Source organism: Oscillatoria sp. FACHB-1407 (genome assembly GCF_014697545.1).
Taxonomy (GTDB): domain Bacteria; phylum Cyanobacteriota; class Cyanobacteriia; order Elainellales; family Elainellaceae; genus FACHB-1407.
In genome coordinates, this window is sequence record NZ_JACJSA010000013.1 from 187,544 (window position 1) to 206,690 (window position 19,147).

The 19,147-nt window shown below is 47.3% G+C and carries 16 protein-coding genes; 9 read left to right on the plus strand and 7 right to left on the minus strand.

Translation table 11 applies throughout. From position 1 onward, the window contains the following. Positions 1-259 precede the first annotated feature (259 nt). The gene (locus H6G89_RS21085; RefSeq protein WP_242060045.1) at positions 260-4,009 is read left to right on the plus strand and encodes an NB-ARC domain-containing protein; all 3,750 of its coding nucleotides are present in this window, start codon (positions 260-262) and stop codon (positions 4,007-4,009) included. A gap of 13 nt (positions 4,010-4,022) precedes the next feature. Here H6G89_RS21085 and H6G89_RS21090 read toward each other — a convergent pair whose 3' ends face one another. From H6G89_RS21090 to H6G89_RS21100, 3 genes are all read right to left on the minus strand, one after another. Then, complete coding sequence (locus H6G89_RS21090; protein WP_190510019.1) at positions 4,023-4,343, minus strand: SMR family transporter; 321 nt, start codon at positions 4,341-4,343, stop codon at positions 4,023-4,025. A gap of 511 nt (positions 4,344-4,854) precedes the next feature. Next, entirely contained in the window at positions 4,855-5,307 is a 453-nt protein-coding gene (locus H6G89_RS21095) for a DUF1772 domain-containing protein (protein ID WP_190510021.1), read from the minus strand. Positions 5,308-5,388: 81 nt separating this feature from the next. After that, positions 5,389-6,783 (minus strand): calcium-binding protein, encoded by a 1,395-nt coding sequence (locus tag H6G89_RS21100; RefSeq protein ID WP_190510023.1) that lies wholly within the window; start codon positions 6,781-6,783, stop codon positions 5,389-5,391. Between the two features lie 613 nt (positions 6,784-7,396). Between H6G89_RS21100 and H6G89_RS21105 the strand changes: the two genes are divergently transcribed. The 7 genes from H6G89_RS21105 (at position 7,397) to H6G89_RS21135 (ending at position 16,271) form a co-directional block, all read left to right on the plus strand. Then, positions 7,397-8,086 (plus strand): cupin domain-containing protein, encoded by a 690-nt coding sequence (locus H6G89_RS21105; protein WP_190510025.1) that lies wholly within the window; start codon positions 7,397-7,399, stop codon positions 8,084-8,086. Between the two features lie 535 nt (positions 8,087-8,621). After that, positions 8,622-9,548 carry a calcium-binding protein gene (locus tag H6G89_RS35195; protein ID WP_190510027.1) on the plus strand — a complete coding sequence of 309 codons (927 nt, stop codon included), beginning with the start codon at positions 8,622-8,624 and terminating at the stop codon, positions 9,546-9,548. 59 nt (positions 9,549-9,607) lie between these two features. After that, the gene (locus tag H6G89_RS21115; protein WP_190510029.1) at positions 9,608-10,342 is read left to right on the plus strand and encodes a hypothetical protein; all 735 of its coding nucleotides are present in this window, start codon (positions 9,608-9,610) and stop codon (positions 10,340-10,342) included. Positions 10,343-10,555: 213 nt separating this feature from the next. Beyond that, positions 10,556-11,023, plus strand: coding sequence for a hypothetical protein (locus H6G89_RS21120; RefSeq protein ID WP_190510031.1), 468 nt, complete (start codon positions 10,556-10,558; stop codon positions 11,021-11,023). A 23-nt stretch (positions 11,024-11,046) separates the two neighbouring features. Further along, complete coding sequence (locus H6G89_RS21125; RefSeq protein WP_242060046.1) at positions 11,047-11,829, plus strand: peptidylprolyl isomerase; 783 nt, start codon at positions 11,047-11,049, stop codon at positions 11,827-11,829. A gap of 57 nt (positions 11,830-11,886) precedes the next feature. After that, on the plus strand, positions 11,887-12,408 hold the full coding sequence (locus H6G89_RS21130; RefSeq protein WP_190510033.1) for a GNAT family N-acetyltransferase: 522 nt from the start codon (positions 11,887-11,889) through the stop codon (positions 12,406-12,408). 164 nt (positions 12,409-12,572) lie between these two features. Further along, positions 12,573-16,271 carry an NB-ARC domain-containing protein gene (locus tag H6G89_RS21135; protein ID WP_190510036.1) on the plus strand — a complete coding sequence of 1,233 codons (3,699 nt, stop codon included), beginning with the start codon at positions 12,573-12,575 and terminating at the stop codon, positions 16,269-16,271. Between the two features lie 145 nt (positions 16,272-16,416). Here H6G89_RS21135 and H6G89_RS21140 read toward each other — a convergent pair whose 3' ends face one another. Together H6G89_RS21140 and H6G89_RS21145 are read right to left on the minus strand one after the other, a co-directional pair. After that, the gene (locus tag H6G89_RS21140) at positions 16,417-17,088 is read right to left on the minus strand and encodes an FMN-dependent NADH-azoreductase (RefSeq protein WP_190510038.1); all 672 of its coding nucleotides are present in this window, start codon (positions 17,086-17,088) and stop codon (positions 16,417-16,419) included. Between the two features lie 19 nt (positions 17,089-17,107). After that, entirely contained in the window at positions 17,108-17,488 is a 381-nt protein-coding gene (locus tag H6G89_RS21145; RefSeq protein WP_190510040.1) for a hypothetical protein, read from the minus strand. 293 nt (positions 17,489-17,781) lie between these two features. Here H6G89_RS21145 and gcvA point away from each other — a divergent pair, with 293 nt between their 5' ends. Then, positions 17,782-18,708 (plus strand): transcriptional regulator GcvA, encoded by a 927-nt coding sequence (gcvA, locus tag H6G89_RS21150; protein ID WP_190510042.1) that lies wholly within the window; start codon positions 17,782-17,784, stop codon positions 18,706-18,708. A gap of 49 nt (positions 18,709-18,757) precedes the next feature. Here gcvA and H6G89_RS21155 read toward each other — a convergent pair whose 3' ends face one another. Together H6G89_RS21155 and H6G89_RS21160 are read right to left on the minus strand one after the other, a co-directional pair. Beyond that, positions 18,758-18,970 carry a helix-turn-helix domain-containing protein gene (locus H6G89_RS21155; protein ID WP_255519476.1) on the minus strand — a complete coding sequence of 71 codons (213 nt, stop codon included), beginning with the start codon at positions 18,968-18,970 and terminating at the stop codon, positions 18,758-18,760. A 73-nt stretch (positions 18,971-19,043) separates the two neighbouring features. After that, positions 19,044-19,147: IS1 family transposase (locus H6G89_RS21160; RefSeq protein ID WP_242060055.1), on the minus strand; the 104-nt coding region annotated here is incomplete at its 5' end.

The window sequence follows — 19,147 nt, forward strand, 5'->3', positions numbered from 1 at the left end:
CAGATAACATCAGTCTCGTCATCGGAAAAGATCGGAAAAGATCGGATTTAATAATCGTTTGTTAAATTACATGTCAAATTGCAGGATTAGCTGATCAATTTTCTGGAGTCGTACAGATCGCTAGTGTTGCTAAATCAACGATTAAAAGTTTGGCAAATAAGCTTTAACTTTTATGAACCCTCGTGAGAGATACATAGTGTTCGATTCTCAATTCGATACTATGTTAGTTTCGGCAAATTATTGAAAAGGCAGGGCATGCATGGAAGATTTGCTGATGACATCCGAAGAAGCCTTAGTCTTACTTGACTCGATCCTGCCGGGGCAAAAGCTAAAGGATATTCAGGAGCTAGTATTTCGGTATTCCTGGCAAGGATGGACTTACTCTAGAATTGCAGATCATGCTGGATATGATATTGGTCATATTCGAGATGTTGGCTCTAAATTGTGGCAACAACTTTCCAGAGCTTGTGGAGAGCAAGTCACCAAAAAGAATGTGCAGGCAGCCCTGCGACGGCAAATTCTTCCACAAAATGCTTCACCCCTACCTCCAACCTCATTTCCCCTGGAAGTGCTTGAACGGTCAGAGCTTCGGCCTCCAACCCAGCCAACTCAGCCACAAAAACTGCAAGCTCCAGGACGCTCTAAATCAGTAGCCAACCCAAATCAATATTGGGGAGAGAGTATTGATGTCCCAATCTTTTATGGGCGTACTCATGAACTTGAAGTACTAGAGCAATGGATTGTTGAAGATCAATGCCGCTTGGTGGCCCTGTTGGGGATGGGGGGTATTGGTAAAACAACGTTAGCAATCAAGTTAGCCGAACAATTACAAGATCAATTTGATACTCTCATTTGGCAATCGCTGCGTAATGCTCCTCCTATTGAAGAGGTGATGACTCATCTGATTCATGTATTATCAGAATCACAGATGAGTTCGGCAAAACAACAGGCGATCGCTGAAACCCTAGATAGCCAAATGTCACAGTTGATGGGTTATCTGCGGACATCGCGATGTTTGCTCGTATTCGATAATATTGAAGCGATTTTAGAAAGTAGTTACGCGAATACCCTCAATCATGGGCAAGTTGGGCAGTATCGGGACGGTTATGAGGCTTACGGAGAGCTATTTCGTCGCATTGGAGTCGAACGTCATACCAGTTGTTTGGTGTTGACCAGTCGAGAAAAACCCAAAACATTAGACCCATTAGAAGGAAAAACATTGCCCGTTCGGACGTTGGCGTTAACGGGCTTAAGTCTGCCAGCGGTGCAGGCGATCGCGACCCACAATGGTTGTTTCTGCCAATCACCCAACGAGTGGAACTGTTTAATGGAGCGGTATTCGGGCAATCCGTTAGCTCTCAAAATTGTTTCAACAACAGTACAGGAATTATTTGATGGAGATGTCAGCCAATTTTTAGAGCAGGAGACACTTGCCTTTGGTAACATCACAACCTTGTTGGATGAACAGTTTCATCGGTTGTCAGAACTTGAGAAACAAGTCATGTATTGGCTAGCGGTCAACCGAGAATGGGTGTCGATCGCAGAATTGCGCTCTGATCTGGTCACACTGACTCAATTGCAGTTACTCGAAGCGTTGCAATCGTTGGGACGATGTTCCTTAGTGGAAAAGTCAGCGGGTCAATTCACGCTACAGCCCGTCGTGATGGAGTATGTCACCGATCGCTTTATCGAGCAGGTGAGTGAAGAAATCACAACGCACACTCCTCGCCTTTTAATCAGTCATGCGCTGATGAAAGCAGAGGCAAAAGATTACATTCGAGATAGTCAAATTCGAGTTATTCTTGAGCCTCTGGCGACTCGGTTAATGCAACACTGGCGATCGCCCAAAGAAGTACAATACCAACTCAATCAGTTATTGCAGACATTAAAAGCTGACTATGCCATGTTTGCTGGATATAGCGGTGGTAACGTGATCAATCTCTTGCGTTATTTTGAGGTTGACCTAAGGGGCTATGATTTTTCGGGTTTGCGGATCTGGCAGGCATACTTACAAAATATCAGCTTGCATGGGGTTAATTTTAGCCATGCTGACTTGGGGCGATCGGTGTTCACAGAAACGCTGGCAACGCCTTCTGCGGTAGCGTTTAGCCCGGATGGACAGTTGGTAGCGACGGGAGATTTAAGGGGAGAAGTACGGTTGTGGCGATCGACCGATGGCAAAAACCTGTTGACCTTGAAAGGGCACAGCAGTTGGGTCTGGTCGTTAGCGTTTAGTCCCGATGGGGCAACGCTTGCCAGTGGCAGTGACGATCGCACGGTCAAACTTTGGGACTTGCAGACAGGACAATGCCGTCATACCCTCAGTCATGAGGGGTCGATCTGGTCAGTTGCTTATAGTGCAGACGGTAAATATTTTGCGAGTGGTAGCGAAGATCAGACTGTAAAATTGTGGGATCTTCACACGGGGCAATGCCTGAAAACATTGACAGGACATGACAGTTGGGTGCGATCGATCGCCTTCTGCCCAACGTCACGGTTGCTAGCCAGTGCAGGCGATGACGGAACGATTAAACTGTGGAATTTGGCTACAGGACGCTGCGATCGCACCTTGCACGGACATCGCGATCGGGTCTGGTCGATTGCTTTTGCTCCTAACTCCAAGCAGAGTTACCCTTCTCATCTGCTGGCCAGTGGTAGCAGTGATACAACAGTCCGAGTGTGGGATTGTAAAACAGGTCGTTGTCTTCACGTCATGCAAGGACATGCGAATTGGGTGCGTTCAGTTGCCTTTAGCCCCGATGGAGAAACCGTTGCAAGCGGCAGTGAAGATCACACGATTAAGCTATGGAATGCATTCACAGGGCAATGTCTACAGACGATTAAAGGACATGCGAATTGGGTGCGTTCTGTTGCCTTTAGCCCCAATGGAGAAACCCTTGCCAGTGGCAGTGGCGATCACTCAGCCAAGCTTTGGGATGTGGCTACTGGCTGTTGTCAACGTACTCTAAAAGGCTATACCAATCGGGTTTGGTCTGTTGCTCTCAGCCTCGATGGCAACACCTTAGCCAGTGGCAACGATGACTACACCGTGAGGGTGTGGCGTCTGCCCAACGCGGGGAACACAGACATTCAGCCCGATCGCGTCTTGCGAGGTCACACGAATGCCGTTTGTGCGATCGCCTTTGGCAACAGTGAAGCTCCCGCCTTTAGCCCAACGGCATCGGTGTTAGCCAGTGGTAGTAGTGATCACACCATTAAACTCTGGGATCTAGCCACAGGACAATGTTTGCAAACCTTGCGAGGTCATACCAGTCGTGTCTGGTCAGTAGTCTTTAGCCCCGATGGCAAAACTTTGGCTAGCAGCAGCGATGACCACACGATCAAACTGTGGGATGTGTCACTTGGACAATGCCGACAGACGTTACACGGGCATAGCAACTGGGTTTGTGCGATCGCCTTCAATCCCAATCCTGATTTACCACTGCTTGCCAGTGCGAGCTATGACCAAACCGTGAAAGTATGGAATATAGAAACGGGGGAATGCCTTAAAACACTGGAGGGACACACCAACTGGGTTTGGTCAACGGCGTTCAGTCCCGATGGCAAAACGCTCGCCAGTGGTAGCGGCGACCATACGATCAAACTATGGGACGTGGAGACAGGTGAGTGTTTGAAAACGCTTCATGGACATACCAGTCGCATTTGGGCGATCGCCTTTTGTCCACAAGCAGAAACTCAATGGCTTGCGAGTAGTAGCAGCGACCACACGATTAAGGTGTGGAATGTGGAAACAGGTGAGTGTTGTCACACCTTGCAGGGACACAGCAGCATGATTTGGTCGGTCGCCTTTAGTGCTGACGGTCGCACCCTTGTAAGTGGTAGCCACGACGAAACGGTGCGGTTGTGGGATATTGAGACAGAGCATTGTTCTGTCGTGTTAAAAGCAGAAAAGCCTTACGATCACATGAACATTACGGGAGTAACAGGCTTGACCGATGCCCAGATCACCACACTCTGTGCGTTGGGTGCCGTTGCTCATCCCCAATGAGAGTGTAACTCCATCAAGCTGTCTCAGATCTCAAAAAGATGGCACCCACAACAACCAAAAAGACACCCACTAATTTGGTGGCAGTATAACCTTCTTTAAATAGAAGAATGCCAAATAGCACAGTGCACAATGCATCTAACCCAGATACAATCAACCCATTTACTCCTAAGTTGGGATTCCGCGATAACAACCAAATTTGAAGACTGGCTCCACCGACAAAGAACAGATAAACCAGAATAGTCGGCACTAATTTTTCGTAACCCTCAGATAGCTTCATGAAGATGCCACCAACGGAATAGGCAAGCGCAGCAACGATTGCAATGAAGAGATACATGATTTTGTAGGCTCTTGATTAATATTATGAAAGCGACAGGAGGATGAACAAAGGCATTGAAAAGGACTTCCCTGTGGGTAATTGCTTCATCCTGTTATTTATGCCTGATCGGTTGCGTTTGGGGTTGACGGTTGCACCCTTGTAAGTGGTAGCTAGATGAAACAGTGTGGTTATGGGATATTGAGACAGAACATTGCTCATCCGCGTTAAAAACAGAAAGCCCTTACGATCGCATGAACATTACGGGAGTCACAGGCTTGACCAATGCCCAGATCACGACACTCTGCGCGTTGGGTGCCGTTGCTCACTCCCATGAGTCTAGGTAAATAGACCAAGATAATAGCAGAACAGTACCATGCAAGCCCACAACCCAGCTAACCATCCTGCATGTTCTGATTGAGAAAAGAAGCTTAAGACAATACAAACGGCGATTAGAAAAGCACTCCGTTTAATCGTTAATATCAATTGACGGAACTGTTGATCATCCATATTTGATATCAAAGAGCGATCGCTACACAGGTGAAAAAGCCAATGTCACCATCATCAGCGTCAATACCGCAGAACCAGTAATAGCCAGTGTCCGTGGCCAGTTATAGCGGATTAATTCTTGAATTACGTCCTCTTGCTTGCCATTTCGCTCTAATCGGTTATGGCGGGGGATAGCTAACGCCACTGTGACAAACAGGGACACTAAGGCACACCCGCTATTGGCTACAACAAGCCACAGCGGGATGGCTTCAGGATGCACAAAAATCAACACCAAGGGCAACAGAAAAGATGCAAATCCTGGAATGATCACAGGTAGGGGAATGTGACTCGAATAAAACTGATGGTAAGTTATGTATTCCTCAGAGCCAACCTTGCCAAACAGTGGATAGATGACGATTTGAGCAAACCAGATTAAACCGAGATTGTAGAAGATGAGTACGGTACAAAACAACAAAAAAGTGTGGGGAAAATCCATCACTGTAACTCCGTAAAGTTCTTTAAATCAGAAAACCTGTAGAGGTTTCATGAGAACCCCTACAGGCGGCTAGTACACCACTTAAGCCAAACTAAAGTCAGCGGCTGTAAAACTACTTTGGTTAGCCACGTTAGTTAAGTTCGTGAGGTTCGCTAACACACTAAATCGACCATTATTAGCTAAGTCTTCAGAAAAGACGACACGGCTAATTCCTAAACTGGTGTTGAAGTAAACGAATAGCCCCCGTCCTCCAGTGAAGTTGGAATTATCCGCGATCGCTCTAGCTGCTGCTCCAGCATTCGCAAAGCCAGTTGCATCGGTCAGCACCACCAGGTTGTTATCGCCAGTGAGTTGACTCGCATCTCCCCGTTGGAAGCTCAGGTTTGTGAGTCCGCTGGTTTGACGATTTAGCGCAATCTGATCTTGTCCAATCTCATAATCTGTAATCAGGTCAGGACGATTTAGACCTGCCCCTGGATTTGCACCCGTAAAGGGATCATTGGCGAATAGGAAGCGATCGCGTCCACCTCCACCTGTCAGCGAGTCACCGACTGTTGCCGTACCTGTGCCTACTGGGATTTGAATCGTCCCGGTGCCCCCTGCTAGCAAGTCATCCCCGTTCCCTCCATCCGCGACTATACGAATGGCTGTGTTTCTGGCATCGAGAGAATCATTCCCCTCACCGCCGTTAAACACAATCGAGGTGACACCCGTATTGCTGAGATCGTTCACAACAAACGTGTCGTTGCCCCCTACGCCGTTGACGTTGAAGATTTCAGAGGTGCTCACCGTCAAGGTAAATTGCCCAACGGCTTGTCCATCAATGGTAGGGCGATCGAGCAACACTTGACCTTGAGCATCTTTGCCCAACGTAAAGTTATCCCCTCGTGTTAGTGCCCCTTCTACAGCAACGGTGTCGGTGCCATCGCCTCCAGTCATCAAGTCGCTGCCTTCACCGTCCCGCCAGCCCATTAGATCATCGCCACTACCGCCCAACATGCGATCGTCACCTATGCCTGCGTTGATGATGTCGTTGCCAGCATCCCCGCTGATAGTGTCAATGCCTGTGCCACCTGTAATAACATCATTGCCATCCCTTGCCCGAATGATGTCATTGCCAGAACCACCGTTGATATTGTCGTTGCCTGCACCTGCATCAATCCGGTCATTACCAGAACTAGCGTTAATAGAGTCATCTCCACTGCCACCGCTAATGCGATCGTTGCCTGCGCCACCGTCAATTGAGTCGTTCCCGGTGCCACCAATCAACCTATCGTCGCCAGCACCCCCCGTGATGGTGTCACCATCAGCACCCCCATCGATGCGATCGTTGCCACTACCACCATTGCAATTGTCTCGTCCTGCGCCTCCTGAGAGTAAATCATTACCACCCTCGCCAAAATAGACATCTCTAAGATTGGTTCCTCTAAAGATATCTCTTAGATTACTACCACGTAGTCTAACTCCTCTTGCCATCGTACGTTCTCCTAAATGTAGTTAAGTGATGAGTGTTCTAATGCTGTAGTTTCAGTGAATTTTGCAAGTCAATTTAGAGTTGACTTTGACTGCAAATAGACATGAGAAGCTACTAGCCTTGATGTTTGGTCTAAGCTCTGAACGACAGATTTCTCTCAGTTGAGCATCAGAAGATCAACGAGAAATGAAATCACTTGAAGTTGAATCGTTTACAAACAAAATGATTTCTCGGTTATTTCACCAGCTTAAACAAGCTTTGATGGTTTGCCAGTCGGAGAAAGTCTGAAAAGAACGGTTGGATTCATTCGGGAAACAAATGTTGGAAAAGTCTAGAAATCCTTCAAATAAAGCACTTCAACACCCAAACACCACTAACCCAATCTTTTCCGCTCATCTAAACAGGCTTCATCTGACTTTTTCAGACTGGCAAATTGAATTCCGTTTTCTATGCTGAGGGAGTGTAGGTAAAGCGTTTGTGTGAGCAGCGTATCGTATAAAACCACAAACCGTACTTTTAATGCGATCGCCCACCGCTCTGTAGGAAGTTTGTTTCACATCGTTTCATCAACTGACAAACAGTTGATCTACTCATCTCATTTACACGTTGAACACTATGTATCAACAACTTCAATCTCCAACATGGACGCCTAAACAAATTCACTGTGATTTATCTCAACGAGTTGCAGTGCATGCTGAAGATATCATTTGGGAACCAACCCCCTATCCTGGTATCTGGTTTGGTTGTTTTGAGGCCAATCATTTAATTCAAGAGCATCCCCTGACGATGCTGACACGCTTTGACCCAGGAGGGTTCTTTGCTCCTCACGGTCATCCTGATGGCGAAGAGATATTAGTCGTTCAAGGCATGTTTGCTGACGAAACGGGAGAATATCCGGCAGGTTCCTATCTGCTCAACCCGGAATGGTTTAGTCATTCCCCCTACAGCACGGATGGCTGTATTACCTTCGTCAAACTCCGCCATCATAGCGGCAAAAATCGCAACCAAATTCGGGCAAACCTCAATCTTTTACCGTGGGTATCGAGTTCAATTCCTCAAATTAAGGTAAAACCGCTCTATCAGCAAGCGGGCTTCACGGAAACCGTTCGGATTGAACGGTGGGAACCTGGAACACACCTATCCTGGAGAAGCGAATCGATGGTAAAAGAGATTTTTGTATTGGAAGGGATCTGGGCAGATGAGTTGGGTGAATACTCTGCCGGAGCATGGCTGCGCTATCCCCCCGGTTGCGTCTACGCCCCCTCTTCTCCAGAGGGTTGTGTTCTCTACGTCAAAACCTATTAGAAGTGTTACTTGAAAGTTGCTCCTGTCATTGTGAGCGATCGCCTTCTGACTCTGATAAATGCACCTTTTAACTCAAAGTTTGCACCTCTGAGCTTGAAACGTGCACCTCTGACCTTGACAAATGCACTTCTGAACTCAAAGTTTGCACTTCTGAACTCAAAGTTTGCACTTCTGAACTCGGAACTTCCATCTTTGAACTCGGAACTTGCACCTCCGGGTCCAAACAATGAGGTTTGGAACTCAAAGTCTGGAACTGTAAATCCCAAAATTTTCATCCTCATCAAACATCTAAGGAGTCTTACAAAAACAAGTAGTGCAAGCGTCTCGCTTGCGTGGGCAAATGTCTCGCTTGCGTGGGCAAATGTCTCGCTTATGTGGGCAAATGTCTCGCTTGCGTGGGCAAATGTCTCGCTTATGTGGGCAAATGTCTCGCTTATGTGGGCAAATGTCTCGCTTGCGTGGGCAAGATGCCCACACTACAGCCCCCACTTCAATTGCAGACATTAATCCTTCAATAAACACAAGGGAGATTTGTATGGAAAGAATTTTTGGAACCCCCGGCGACGACGAGTTGATCGGGACTGATGTCAGCGATCGCATTTTTGGCTTCGAGGGAGATGACATTCTCAATGGTCTTGGCGGGGACGATCGCCTCTACGGAGGAGACGGGATTGACAGAATAGATGGGGGCGACGGTAACGATCGCTTAGAGGGTGGTGCTGGGGTCTTTGATTCGCTGCGAGGAGGCAACGGCGACGATCGCATCACTGGTGGTGTTGGAGACGACCTCCTGAGTGGTGGGGAAGGCAACGATCGCCTCAATGGGGGTGACGATAAAGATACGTTAGATGGGGATGCAGGGGATGACCTGCTCGATGGCGGTGACGACGTTGATAACTTAAGAGGGGGCGAAGGCAACGATCGCCTCTGGGGTCAGGAAGGGGGCGATCGCCTCGACGGTGGCGCAGGGGACGATCATCTCGATGCCGGAGAGGGAAACGATTTTCTGATCGGCGGTGATGGTAACGATCGCCTCGAAGGGGGAAACGGTCTTGATTCTCTGGATGGCGGTGCAGGGGATGACCTGCTGAATGCAGGAGGAGGCGATAGTGGTGGTACCAATATTCTGATTGGAGGAGGGGGTAACGATACCCTGATCTTTGGTAATGGGATTGATAATTTCTCCTACTCTACTAGTCAAGCCGTTAGCGGCATTGATGTCGTTCGGCGATTTGATCGGGGTGTTGGGGGCGATCGCATCACCTTTAGGAGCATCAGCAATGTGGATGTCGTGACGGTTGGCAGAGATACTCAATTTCGCGTGAGTGACGGTATCCAAGACAATGCTGGGTTTGGGACAGGTGACTTGTTAGTAACGCTGTCGGGCACGGCAGGCTTCACTGCTGACAACATTACCGCTAACGTTCGGTTTGATAACACCGCTAAATTTCTATTTGCATAGAGAACTAATACCAGTTCTCAAAATTGTGTTTCGGGAAATAACGCATTTCAGAGGTAACAATGGCAACTTATTCACTAGGTGAGATAAAAAATAGTGTTCCGCCAATCGTTCAACAGCGCACCATCAATCCAGGAACACAACTAGACACCTTTGAGTTTTTAACGTCAGGGGGAAATATCAACCTGTCGATTACAAACATCAGTGGTGGTGGCAATGTCAATTTAAGTCTGTTTCATGATGCTAACGGCAATGGTTCTCTTGACCAAAATGACACCTTCTTGGGAAGCTCTGGGCGAAACAACCAGCTTGATGAATCACTCAACATTAACGGTTCAACCCTTCAAGGTAAGTTCTTTGCTCGAGTCAGTAAACAAGTCGTGTTTGGTGTCGGTGAAATTCCTGTCTCCTATAAGTTTTCAGCATCATTGAATTCCTTCAGTGACCTGCTACCTGAAGAGAATACGTTAGGAACCATTTCTCAAGACACTACCCGTTCAGGTGCCGTCGGCGATTTAGACACCACCGATGTCTACAGTTTCTCGGTTAACCAAAACGATTTAATTCGTATCAAGCTATCCAAACAAGGTGGAAATACCCGTTTGCGGCTCATTGAAGACCGCAATCAGAATCAGCAAGTTGATTCTAGCGATCGCGTCATCGCTGGTTTCAACCAAATCGTTGCTAGGGGTCGCTTTAACGGTCCAGCAATAAACTATCTGCTGCAAGTCCAGCAAGTGAGCGGTGAAACAAACTATCAAGTGACTTTTGATCGCAGTCCTTTCAGCACAACGTAGAGCATTCCAGGTTGGGCGCATGTCATTTTTGTAGTTCTCACCCTAAATCCCTCACCTAAGGGGCGAGGGACTTCCGATCCGACTTCCCTTCTCCCCAGGGAGAAGGGGCTAGGGGATGAGGGCAATTTGCAAAGGTGACATGCTCCCTTCCGCATCTGTGTACAGGTAAAGCATTCAGGATTTGATATTAACCCTTTCTAAAGGAGATTCACCATGATTCACCACATTTCGATCGCGGCTCATGATCCACAGCATGTGGCTGAAGTTTTAGCAGAGCTATTTCAAGGAACAACCATTCCATTTCCCAGTCATCCTGGAAGCTATGTGGCTGTCGCCCTTGACTCACACGGCACGATGGTCGAGGTGCATCCACTCACGATTAAACTGATTCCTGGTGTTGGAGAGGAAGATGCTCAACATCTACACGATGCTGACTCACTGGCTTACACCGCTACTCATGCGGCTATCTCAGTGTCGATGAGTGAGGAGCAAATCCAGGCGATCGCCACTCGTGAAGGTTGGCGCATGAAGCGGTTTAATCGCGGTGGCTTTTTTGATGTGATTGAGTTTTGGCTCGAAAATCACATGTTGATTGAGTTATTGCCCCCTGAACTTGCCTCCAACTACCTCGCCTTTATGGAGCCAAATGCGTTGAGGCAATTCATCGCTACAGCCGCTTAGAGGTTAAGTGAAACCCAAACAGTATGAAGTACACCTCTTTTTCTGTCTTTGAAACGATGGATCAAGTCACTGTTTCAGAATCAATATCCATTTCTCGGTTAGCCAGCTATCAATTAATTCCACAACTGCTATGCGAAAGCATTGTCGATCGCGCGATCGCCTCTATTTCATGCACGGCTGAGGAAACGGCAATTGCTTGTCAACAACTTTATCAACGTTGGCAGTTAGACTCACCAGAGCAACAGCAAGCATGGCGATCGCACTATGGCTTAACCCAGGAACAGCTAGAACTAATCGCCACACGCGAACAGCGCATCCAAACATTTAAACAACTGACTTGGGGGCACAAACTTAAGTCCTACTTCTTGCAACGCAAACACGACTTAGATCAGGTTATTTACTCACTGCTGCGAACTCGTCAACATGATCTGGCGCAGGAGTTGTATTTTCGGATTCAAGAAGGCGAACAATCCTTTGCGGATCTGGTATATCAATACTCTGAGGGAGAAGAAGTCAAAACAGGCGGACTGGTGGGTCCAATTGAATTGGGAATGCTCCGTCAAGAATTGGCAAACTTGTTCTATAGCAGTCAGGTTGGCGAGGCTCATCCGTTGAAATTGGGGGAATGGTGTCTGATCGTGCGATTGGAAAAACGCATCCCTGCCCAGTTAGATGAAACAATGCAGCAACGCTTATTACAAGAGCAGTTCGACGAATGGTTGCGATCGCACATTCAAGAACTCAATGAATTTGATCAACGCTGGTTTGGAGTTCACCTTGAGCGATCGCTGAATAGTGCTGGCTAGCGGTGGGCTAATATCCAGGTGTAAGAAAATGACAGTCATATCACTCCTATTTCAGTAATGAGTGTTGTATTAGAAACATCCAGGTTGTACTTACGACCCTGCCAACTTGACGATCTAACGGTTGTTCACCCCCTATGGACAAACGATCGCATTCGCTATTTTCTATTTGATGATCGTGTGATTTCACTCGATGAGACGCGATCATTTATTGATGATAGTCTGACGAACTTTGATCAATACGGCTATGGAATTTGGTTAGTTTATACACGCCCTGATCTGGGTCTCATCGGGTTTGCAGGATGCTTGCGATCGGACGATGAAACCCCCGGTTTGATCTATGGAATTCGTCCAGATTATTGCAATAGGGGTTATGCGACTGAGGCTATGAACTCCGTACTGAATTACGTCTCTACTCTGCCATTGACGCATGTCGTAGCCGATGTTGATGAACCCAATGAAGCATCCATACAGGTATTAAAAAAGCTGGGTATGAAACAAACAAAACGAGACATCATTCATGGAAGACCCTTACTCTATTTTGAGTATGAGCTTGAGAAGAACGGTGATGATGCCCCGTAAGAGAATGCATTCACTTAATTCGCTGAGAAAAACTTTTCGATATGTTAGAAATTGAGCTTTAATGGCTACCTCTGGCAGATCTCAGTTTAGAATTTGGTCACAGAGTAACCCGATGCCCTATTCTAGCTGCCGTATTCTAACCATTGTAATGATGGTCTTCGCTCATGACCCCTGACGAAGCCTTGCTCCTGCTAGATCATCTCCTACAAGAGCAAAAACTTAAAGACCTCCAAGAACTCGTGTTTCGGTATACATGGGAAGGCTGGACGTATCCTGAAATTGCGAAACAGTTGGGATATGACACGAGCCATATTCGGGATGTGGGTTACGAATTGTGGCAACAACTCTCGCGATCGCTGGGTGAGCGTGTTACTAAGAAAAATATTCAGTCTGTCTTGCGACGATTGGAACAACGACAGAGCATCGCTTCTACTTCAGTGAGTCATCAGGCTGATGATCAACTCGGAGAATCATCGGATGACATCCAACTTCCTTTAGAGCCATCCAATCAATCTCTCTTCCTCACCGATAGTCTCTCTGAAGTCTCTGCTCTAGATGTGCGATCGCTTCTACCTCAAAACTATTGGGGAGAGTCGATTGATGTTTCCGTCTTCTATGGGCGCACACAAGAGCTATCACGATTGCAGCAATGGATCGTCAATGAGCATTGTCGTCTGGTTGCAATTTTGGGGATGGGTGGTATGGGCAAGACGACTCTAACCGCAAAATTGGTTGAAGAGTTGCAAGATCAGTTTGACTTGATTATTTGGCAATCATTTCGGAATGCACCTCCAGTAGATGAGGTGTTTTCCCAGTTGCTGCGGGTCTTTTCTCACCGAACAGGCAATCCTGCTTCTCATATGCCAAGTGCTAAACCTGAAGAAATGACTGCTCAAGTCAATCAAATTATGGAGTATCTCCGCACAATCCGTTGTTTACTCGTGTTTGACAATCTGGAAAGCATTCTGTCAGCATCTACGGTTGATACCCCAACCTTGACCGCAGGGCAGTTACGTTCTGATTACGAAATGTATGGTGAACTGTGTCACCGCATTGGTGTAGAACGGCATAAGAGTTGTCTGATCGTGACAAGCCGAGAAAAGTTGCAATTACTGGCAGCTTTAGAAGGGGATGCTCTGCCTGTCCGTAGTTTTGAGTTAAAGGGATTGAGCGTCCCTGATGTGCGATCGATGGTCGTTGCCAATGGTGGATACGTTGCCTCAGAGACAGATTGGCAACGGTTGACCGATTATTACTCAGGCAATCCGTTAGCCCTCAAGATTGTCTCAACGACCGTGTGTGACTTGTTTGAGGGCAACGTCCCAGAGTTTTTAAACCAGGGGACGATCGTTTTTGGTGACATTAGCACCTTGCTCGATGAACAGTTTCAGCGATTATCGACCCTGGAAAAACAGGTGATGTATTGGTTGGCGATCAATCGGGAATGGGTATCACTGGCTGATCTGCGCGATGATCTTGTTGTTCGCATTCCTCACGCCGAGTTGATGGAGGCGTTGTTGTCACTGCGGCGGCGATCGCTTGTAGAAAAGAATGCAGGGTTATTTACCTTACAACCTGTGGTAATGGAGTATGTCACTCAAAACTTGATTATTCAGATCTGCCACGAGTTTGAAACACTAGAACCAACCCTATTACTCAGTCATGCGTTGATCAAAGCTCAGTCAAAAGATTATGTCCGAGATAGTCAAATTCGTTTGATTCTGACACCCATTGCTTCGCATTTAATTAACGTATTTCGTTCTCTTAAACGAGTCGAAGAACACCTCGATCGCTTTCGGTTTCAGCTTCAAATTGCACATTTTGGTTCATCTGGTTACGGTGCTGGTAATTTGATCAATGTCTTACGTTATCTCAATCTCAACTTGAGTGGCTATGATTTCTCTCATCTCGATATTCGACAAGCACATTTGCAAGATGTTGAGCTGCATCAAGTTAACTTTGCTCATGCCCATCTAAGCAATTGCACCTTTACTCAGACTTTTGGCAGCATTTTATCGGTGGCATTTAGTCCTGATGGTCATCTGCTGGCTACAGGTGGAGTCAATGCAGAAGTTTGTGTGTGGCAGGTAGCAACCGGGCAACAGTTGCTGGCTTGTAAAGGGCATTCCAATTGGGTATTGTCAGTAGCTTTTCACCCTCAAGGGCATCTGCTGGCAAGTGCTGGAGAAGATCGAACCATTCGTTTGTGGGATGTCGCCAATGGGGCGTGCCTTGCCACCTTATCGGGACACACCGACTATGTGCATTCCATCGCTTTTAGCCCACTTGATATGGATGGCGAGCCGTTGTTGGCGAGTGGTAGCCTGGATAGAACCATTAAACTGTGGGATGTGCGAACGGGACACTGTTTGCAAACCTTAGAAGGGCATACCAGTTGGCTTGAGCAAGTGGTATTCAGCCCAACGGGGCAATGGTTGGCGAGTAGCAGTGGCGATCGCACCATCAAGCTATGGGATATCGCTACTGGAGAATGCTTGAGCACGTTGACCGGGCACGAGGAAGAAGTGACCTCGATCGCGTTTCATCCCAATCAGCCCATTCTCGCGAGTGGAAGTGGCGATCGCACCATCAAACTGTGGGATATCACCACTGGAGAATGCCTTAACACCTTATATGGGCACTCCGGTCGAATTTGGGCGATCGCTTTTCATGCCAGTGGTTGCCTTGCCAGTGCGGCTCACGACCAATGTATTAAGCTTTGGGAGATCAATACGGGACAGTGCATCACCACTTTACAGGGACACCGTAGCCCAGTTCGAGCGATCGCCCCTCACCCTCATAAACCCATTCTTGCTAGTGGTAGCAGTGATCAGAGCATTCGTCTCTGGCAAATGGATACCGCTGAATGTATCAAAGTACTTCAGGGCTGTAGCCACCAGATTTGGGCGATCGCCTTTCATCCCAACGGTATTCTGCTAGCTAGCGGTTCCCATGATCAGGTGATTCGTGTGTGGAATACTCAAACTGGGGACTGCATCAACACCTTAAGAGGACACACAAGTTGGATACGAGCGATCGCTTTTAGCCTCAATGGCAATCTCATTGCCAGTGGAAGTGGTGATCCGGCAATCAAACTGTGGAATCTTGAGACCGGACAGTGTGTGAGAACGTTACAGGGACACAGCAGTTGGATACGAGCCGTTGCTTTTAGCCCGGATGGTCGCCTGCTCGCCAGTGCTTCTCACGATCAAACGGTGCGCTTGTGGAATTTCAACACAGGTGAAGTCGTTAGCATTCTCTCAACGAATACAGTGTGGACGAGAGCGATCGCTTTTAATCAGGATGGCTCTCTATTAGCTACCTGTTTCGGTGCATCTCACCTAGCCCTTTGGGACGTGACAACTGGCAAACGACTCAGAATTTTAGAGGGACATACCAGCCAAATTTGGTCTGTTGCGTTCAACCCTGATGGAAAAACCGTCGCGACTGGCAGTAGTGACCAAACGATCAAACTGTGGGACGTCTCTACTGGAACTTGCCTCAAAACCCTAACGGGACATAGTGGCAATGTCTGGTCAGTGGCTTTCACAATAGACGGAACATTGCTCGTGAGTGGTGGAGACGACCAGGGCATTCGGCTTTGGGATTTGCAAACAGGACAGTTTAAGATTTTGTCAGGACATGATCGCCCAGTTCAGTGGGTTGCCTGTAGCCCGGATGGCAAAACGCTTGCCAGTGGCAGTGAAGACGAAACCATTCGGATCTGGCAGATTGAGACAAGAACCTGCTTGGGAATACTCAGAGCCGATCGCCCTTACGAAGGCATGAATATTACGGATATAACGGGACTCAGCGACATTCAAAAAGAATCTTTGTTGAGTTTGGGGGCATATACGAACTAATGCATGGCAGCAATTCTCATGTTAGGTTTGCAATTCAGATGAGAATTGCTGAATGCATGTGAGTTTTAACAGCACACATTAAACGATGCTGTGCAATTTTACGAAGGATGGCGCGGTTTCAAATTCTTGGTGTACCCCTCCTGCTTTACGCACATGCATCATTCCAAACCGTTGTATAAAGAGTCAATTGTTGTACAAGATCTGGAATTGCAGCATGAGCAGACTGGAGCGATTGCTGATGGCGATCGTCGCCAAATTCCTGATATTCAATGCGAATGACATGGTGTTCACTGGCTCCAAACAGGTTTGAAGCCGTGATAATGGCAGGATCAAGATGGTTCATCGCAGCATGAGCACCACCGGGGTCAAATCCACCTTCCCCACTTGCAGCCAGGATAACCAGAATCTTTCCAGTCAAAATGGGTTCGATCGGTTGCTCACCACGAGCTAAATCAAAGGAAAAGGTTCGTCCAATCCGAATCACCTGATCAATCCAGGCTTTCAGAGCGGCTGGCATTCCGTAGTTGTACATGGGCGTACCAATGACAATCACATCAGCAGACTCCAATTCATCAATTAGTTGATCAGAAAGGTTGAGTACCTCCTGTTGCTGAGGAGTTCGTTGTTCGGGTAGGGTAAATGCGGCAGCAATCCAAGCCTCGCTGATGGCTGGAGGCGGATTCAACCCAACATCTCGCGTGATAACGGTATCGTTGGGTCTAATTTTTAACCAGTGTTCGGTGAATGAAGTGGTTAGACTACGGCTCAAGGAACGAGTCACACGCGCACTGGCATCAATTCTCAATACAGTAGCCATGTTTATATGCTCCTCGACTTTACTGATGATTCAGTTGACCTTCAAACCGCAGTACGCCTACCCCTTTGCCATAATCGATCGCCCCCCAACTGTTGAAGGAACCCGTCAACCCCTCAAATTTTCCACCCGCTTCCACCACGGTATATTCTGTTTGAGCAAAGTAAGTTGTGCCTTCAACCGGGGTATGAACGGATTTATCCTGGGTGTAGATATAGCTACCATCATCGGCAACAAAATAATGGCGCAGGTCGTAGTGCTTCTTACCATCGGGGATATCGGTTGCGTCGGTGACTTTGGCATACACACCGCCATCAAACACACCCGTCATTGCTACAACAAAATTTGTTGCATCGATCGCTCGGATATTTGCGGTTCCACCCATTGATAATGATGTCGTCATGCTTGCTCTCCTGAATAATGCGAAATTAAAAAATGATGTGTTAGCGAACTGCCCAAAAAGTTTCAGCAGACTCTATTGAGTGCAAAGTTTATACACCCACAGATGTAATATTTCTGCTGAATAGAACTTTTGGAAGATTTGCCTGTGTCTTCTCTTCTAGATGAGATTTATACAGGCTCCTGAACAGTCAGAAATCTGTCTCATTCCTCAATAAAAACAATATCAAGGAGAAACAGGAGATTGCAAATTCAATTTGCTCAGGATTAGAATGAGAAAAATTCATCTATAAGCCCATGCGATCGCTGCCACCGCTCAATGCTTTACAGACTTTTGAGGTGACGGCTCGACATCTAAGTTTTCAGCAAGCGGCTGAAGAATTGGATGTCACGCCAACTGCCATCAGCCATCAAATAAAAATCCTGGAAGATTACCTGGGAGTTTCTTTGTTTCGCCGCCGCCCTCGTCCTTTGACTCTGACGGAAGCAGGAAACCTCCTGTATCCAGCAGTACGCGATAGTTTGGATAGAATAGCCGCTGCGATCGCTCAATTGCAGCAAACTCCAGAATCGACGACGTTAACGGTGAGCGTGACGACAGTATTTGCAGCCAAGTGGCTGGTTCCACGGCTATCTCATTTTCAGCGAACACATCCAGACATTGATCTGCGCCTGCAAACCTCGAATGATGTCGTAGACCTGGGGAAGCAGACCGTTGATTTAGCCATTCGCTATGGGAGAGGCAATTATCCCGGTTTGGCAGTTTGCAAACTGATGTCAGATGTGTTCATGCCGGTCTGTAGCCCACGGTTGCTGAAAGGGAAACACTCGATCCAGAAGCCGGCAGATTTAGTGCACCATCCACTTCTGCATTTTGAGTGGATTCATTTTGACACAGACGCTCCAGATTGGAAAAACTGGTTTAAAGCTGCTGGACTAGAAACGATTGTTCCAGATGACGGACTGACCTTTAACGAAGAAAGTTTAGCCATTCAAGCCGCGATCGCTGGTCAAGGTGTGGCATTATGCAGCAGCATTCATGTTGCAGATGATGTGGCATTAGGCTTTCTAGTACAACCGCTTGATGTGTCCCTTACTGGATTTAATTATTCGGCTGTGTATTTAGAGAATCACCCAAAAAAAGCACTAATTTTGAAGTTTGTCGATTGGCTAGTCGAGATGGTTGCCGATGAATTGTCCCCGACAAAGGCTAAAACGGGCTGAATAAAGCGATCGCGTCCTCGTCCTGGGCGATCGTTCGGGAAATCGCTAATCACCTTTGATGCGTAACCCCATTTGTTTGCCGATACGCTCCTGGTGATTGCCCCGCCCATTGCTTAAACGCTTTGCTGAAAGAGGCTTCGGATTCATATCCCACAGAACTGGCAACCACACTGAAGGGGATGCGCTGCGATCGCAAAATTTGACTGGCTCGTTGCATCCGCCAACGAGTGAGATACTTGTTCGGGGGTTGGTAGTGTTCCAGACCTGTGGATCAGTCAAATGACTCGTCCAAATTCGTATCGGTTAATAAACAGTCCAATCACAATGTCGTGCAACTAAACCGATTTGGAAAAACAAATCGTCTTACGCACTAACCGCTTTATCCGTGTCCTCAACGTTAAATGCTTCCGTTCAATCTTTTGGGTGTTCGCTTTGCCGA

Bases quoted from the DNA above. Each gene is read 5' to 3' on its own strand.
- H6G89_RS21085 (WP_242060045.1), top strand. From the start codon at position 260: ATGGAAGATTTGCTGATGACATCCGAAGAAGCCTTAGTCTTACTTGAC.
- H6G89_RS21090 (WP_190510019.1), bottom strand. From the start codon at position 4,343: ATGTATCTCTTCATTGCAATCGTTGCTGCGCTTGCCTATTCCGTTGGT.
- H6G89_RS21095 (WP_190510021.1), bottom strand. From the start codon at position 5,307: ATGGATTTTCCCCACACTTTTTTGTTGTTTTGTACCGTACTCATCTTC.
- H6G89_RS21100 (WP_190510023.1), bottom strand. From the start codon at position 6,783: ATGGCAAGAGGAGTTAGACTACGTGGTAGTAATCTAAGAGATATCTTT.
- H6G89_RS21105 (WP_190510025.1), top strand. From the start codon at position 7,397: ATGTATCAACAACTTCAATCTCCAACATGGACGCCTAAACAAATTCAC.
- H6G89_RS35195 (WP_190510027.1), top strand. From the start codon at position 8,622: ATGGAAAGAATTTTTGGAACCCCCGGCGACGACGAGTTGATCGGGACT.
- H6G89_RS21115 (WP_190510029.1), top strand. From the start codon at position 9,608: ATGGCAACTTATTCACTAGGTGAGATAAAAAATAGTGTTCCGCCAATC.
- H6G89_RS21120 (WP_190510031.1), top strand. From the start codon at position 10,556: ATGATTCACCACATTTCGATCGCGGCTCATGATCCACAGCATGTGGCT.
- H6G89_RS21125 (WP_242060046.1), top strand. From the start codon at position 11,047: ATGAAGTACACCTCTTTTTCTGTCTTTGAAACGATGGATCAAGTCACT.
- H6G89_RS21130 (WP_190510033.1), top strand. From the start codon at position 11,887: ATGAGTGTTGTATTAGAAACATCCAGGTTGTACTTACGACCCTGCCAA.
- H6G89_RS21135 (WP_190510036.1), top strand. From the start codon at position 12,573: ATGACCCCTGACGAAGCCTTGCTCCTGCTAGATCATCTCCTACAAGAG.
- H6G89_RS21140 (WP_190510038.1), bottom strand. From the start codon at position 17,088: ATGGCTACTGTATTGAGAATTGATGCCAGTGCGCGTGTGACTCGTTCC.
- H6G89_RS21145 (WP_190510040.1), bottom strand. From the start codon at position 17,488: ATGACGACATCATTATCAATGGGTGGAACCGCAAATATCCGAGCGATC.
- gcvA (WP_190510042.1), top strand. From the start codon at position 17,782: ATGCGATCGCTGCCACCGCTCAATGCTTTACAGACTTTTGAGGTGACG.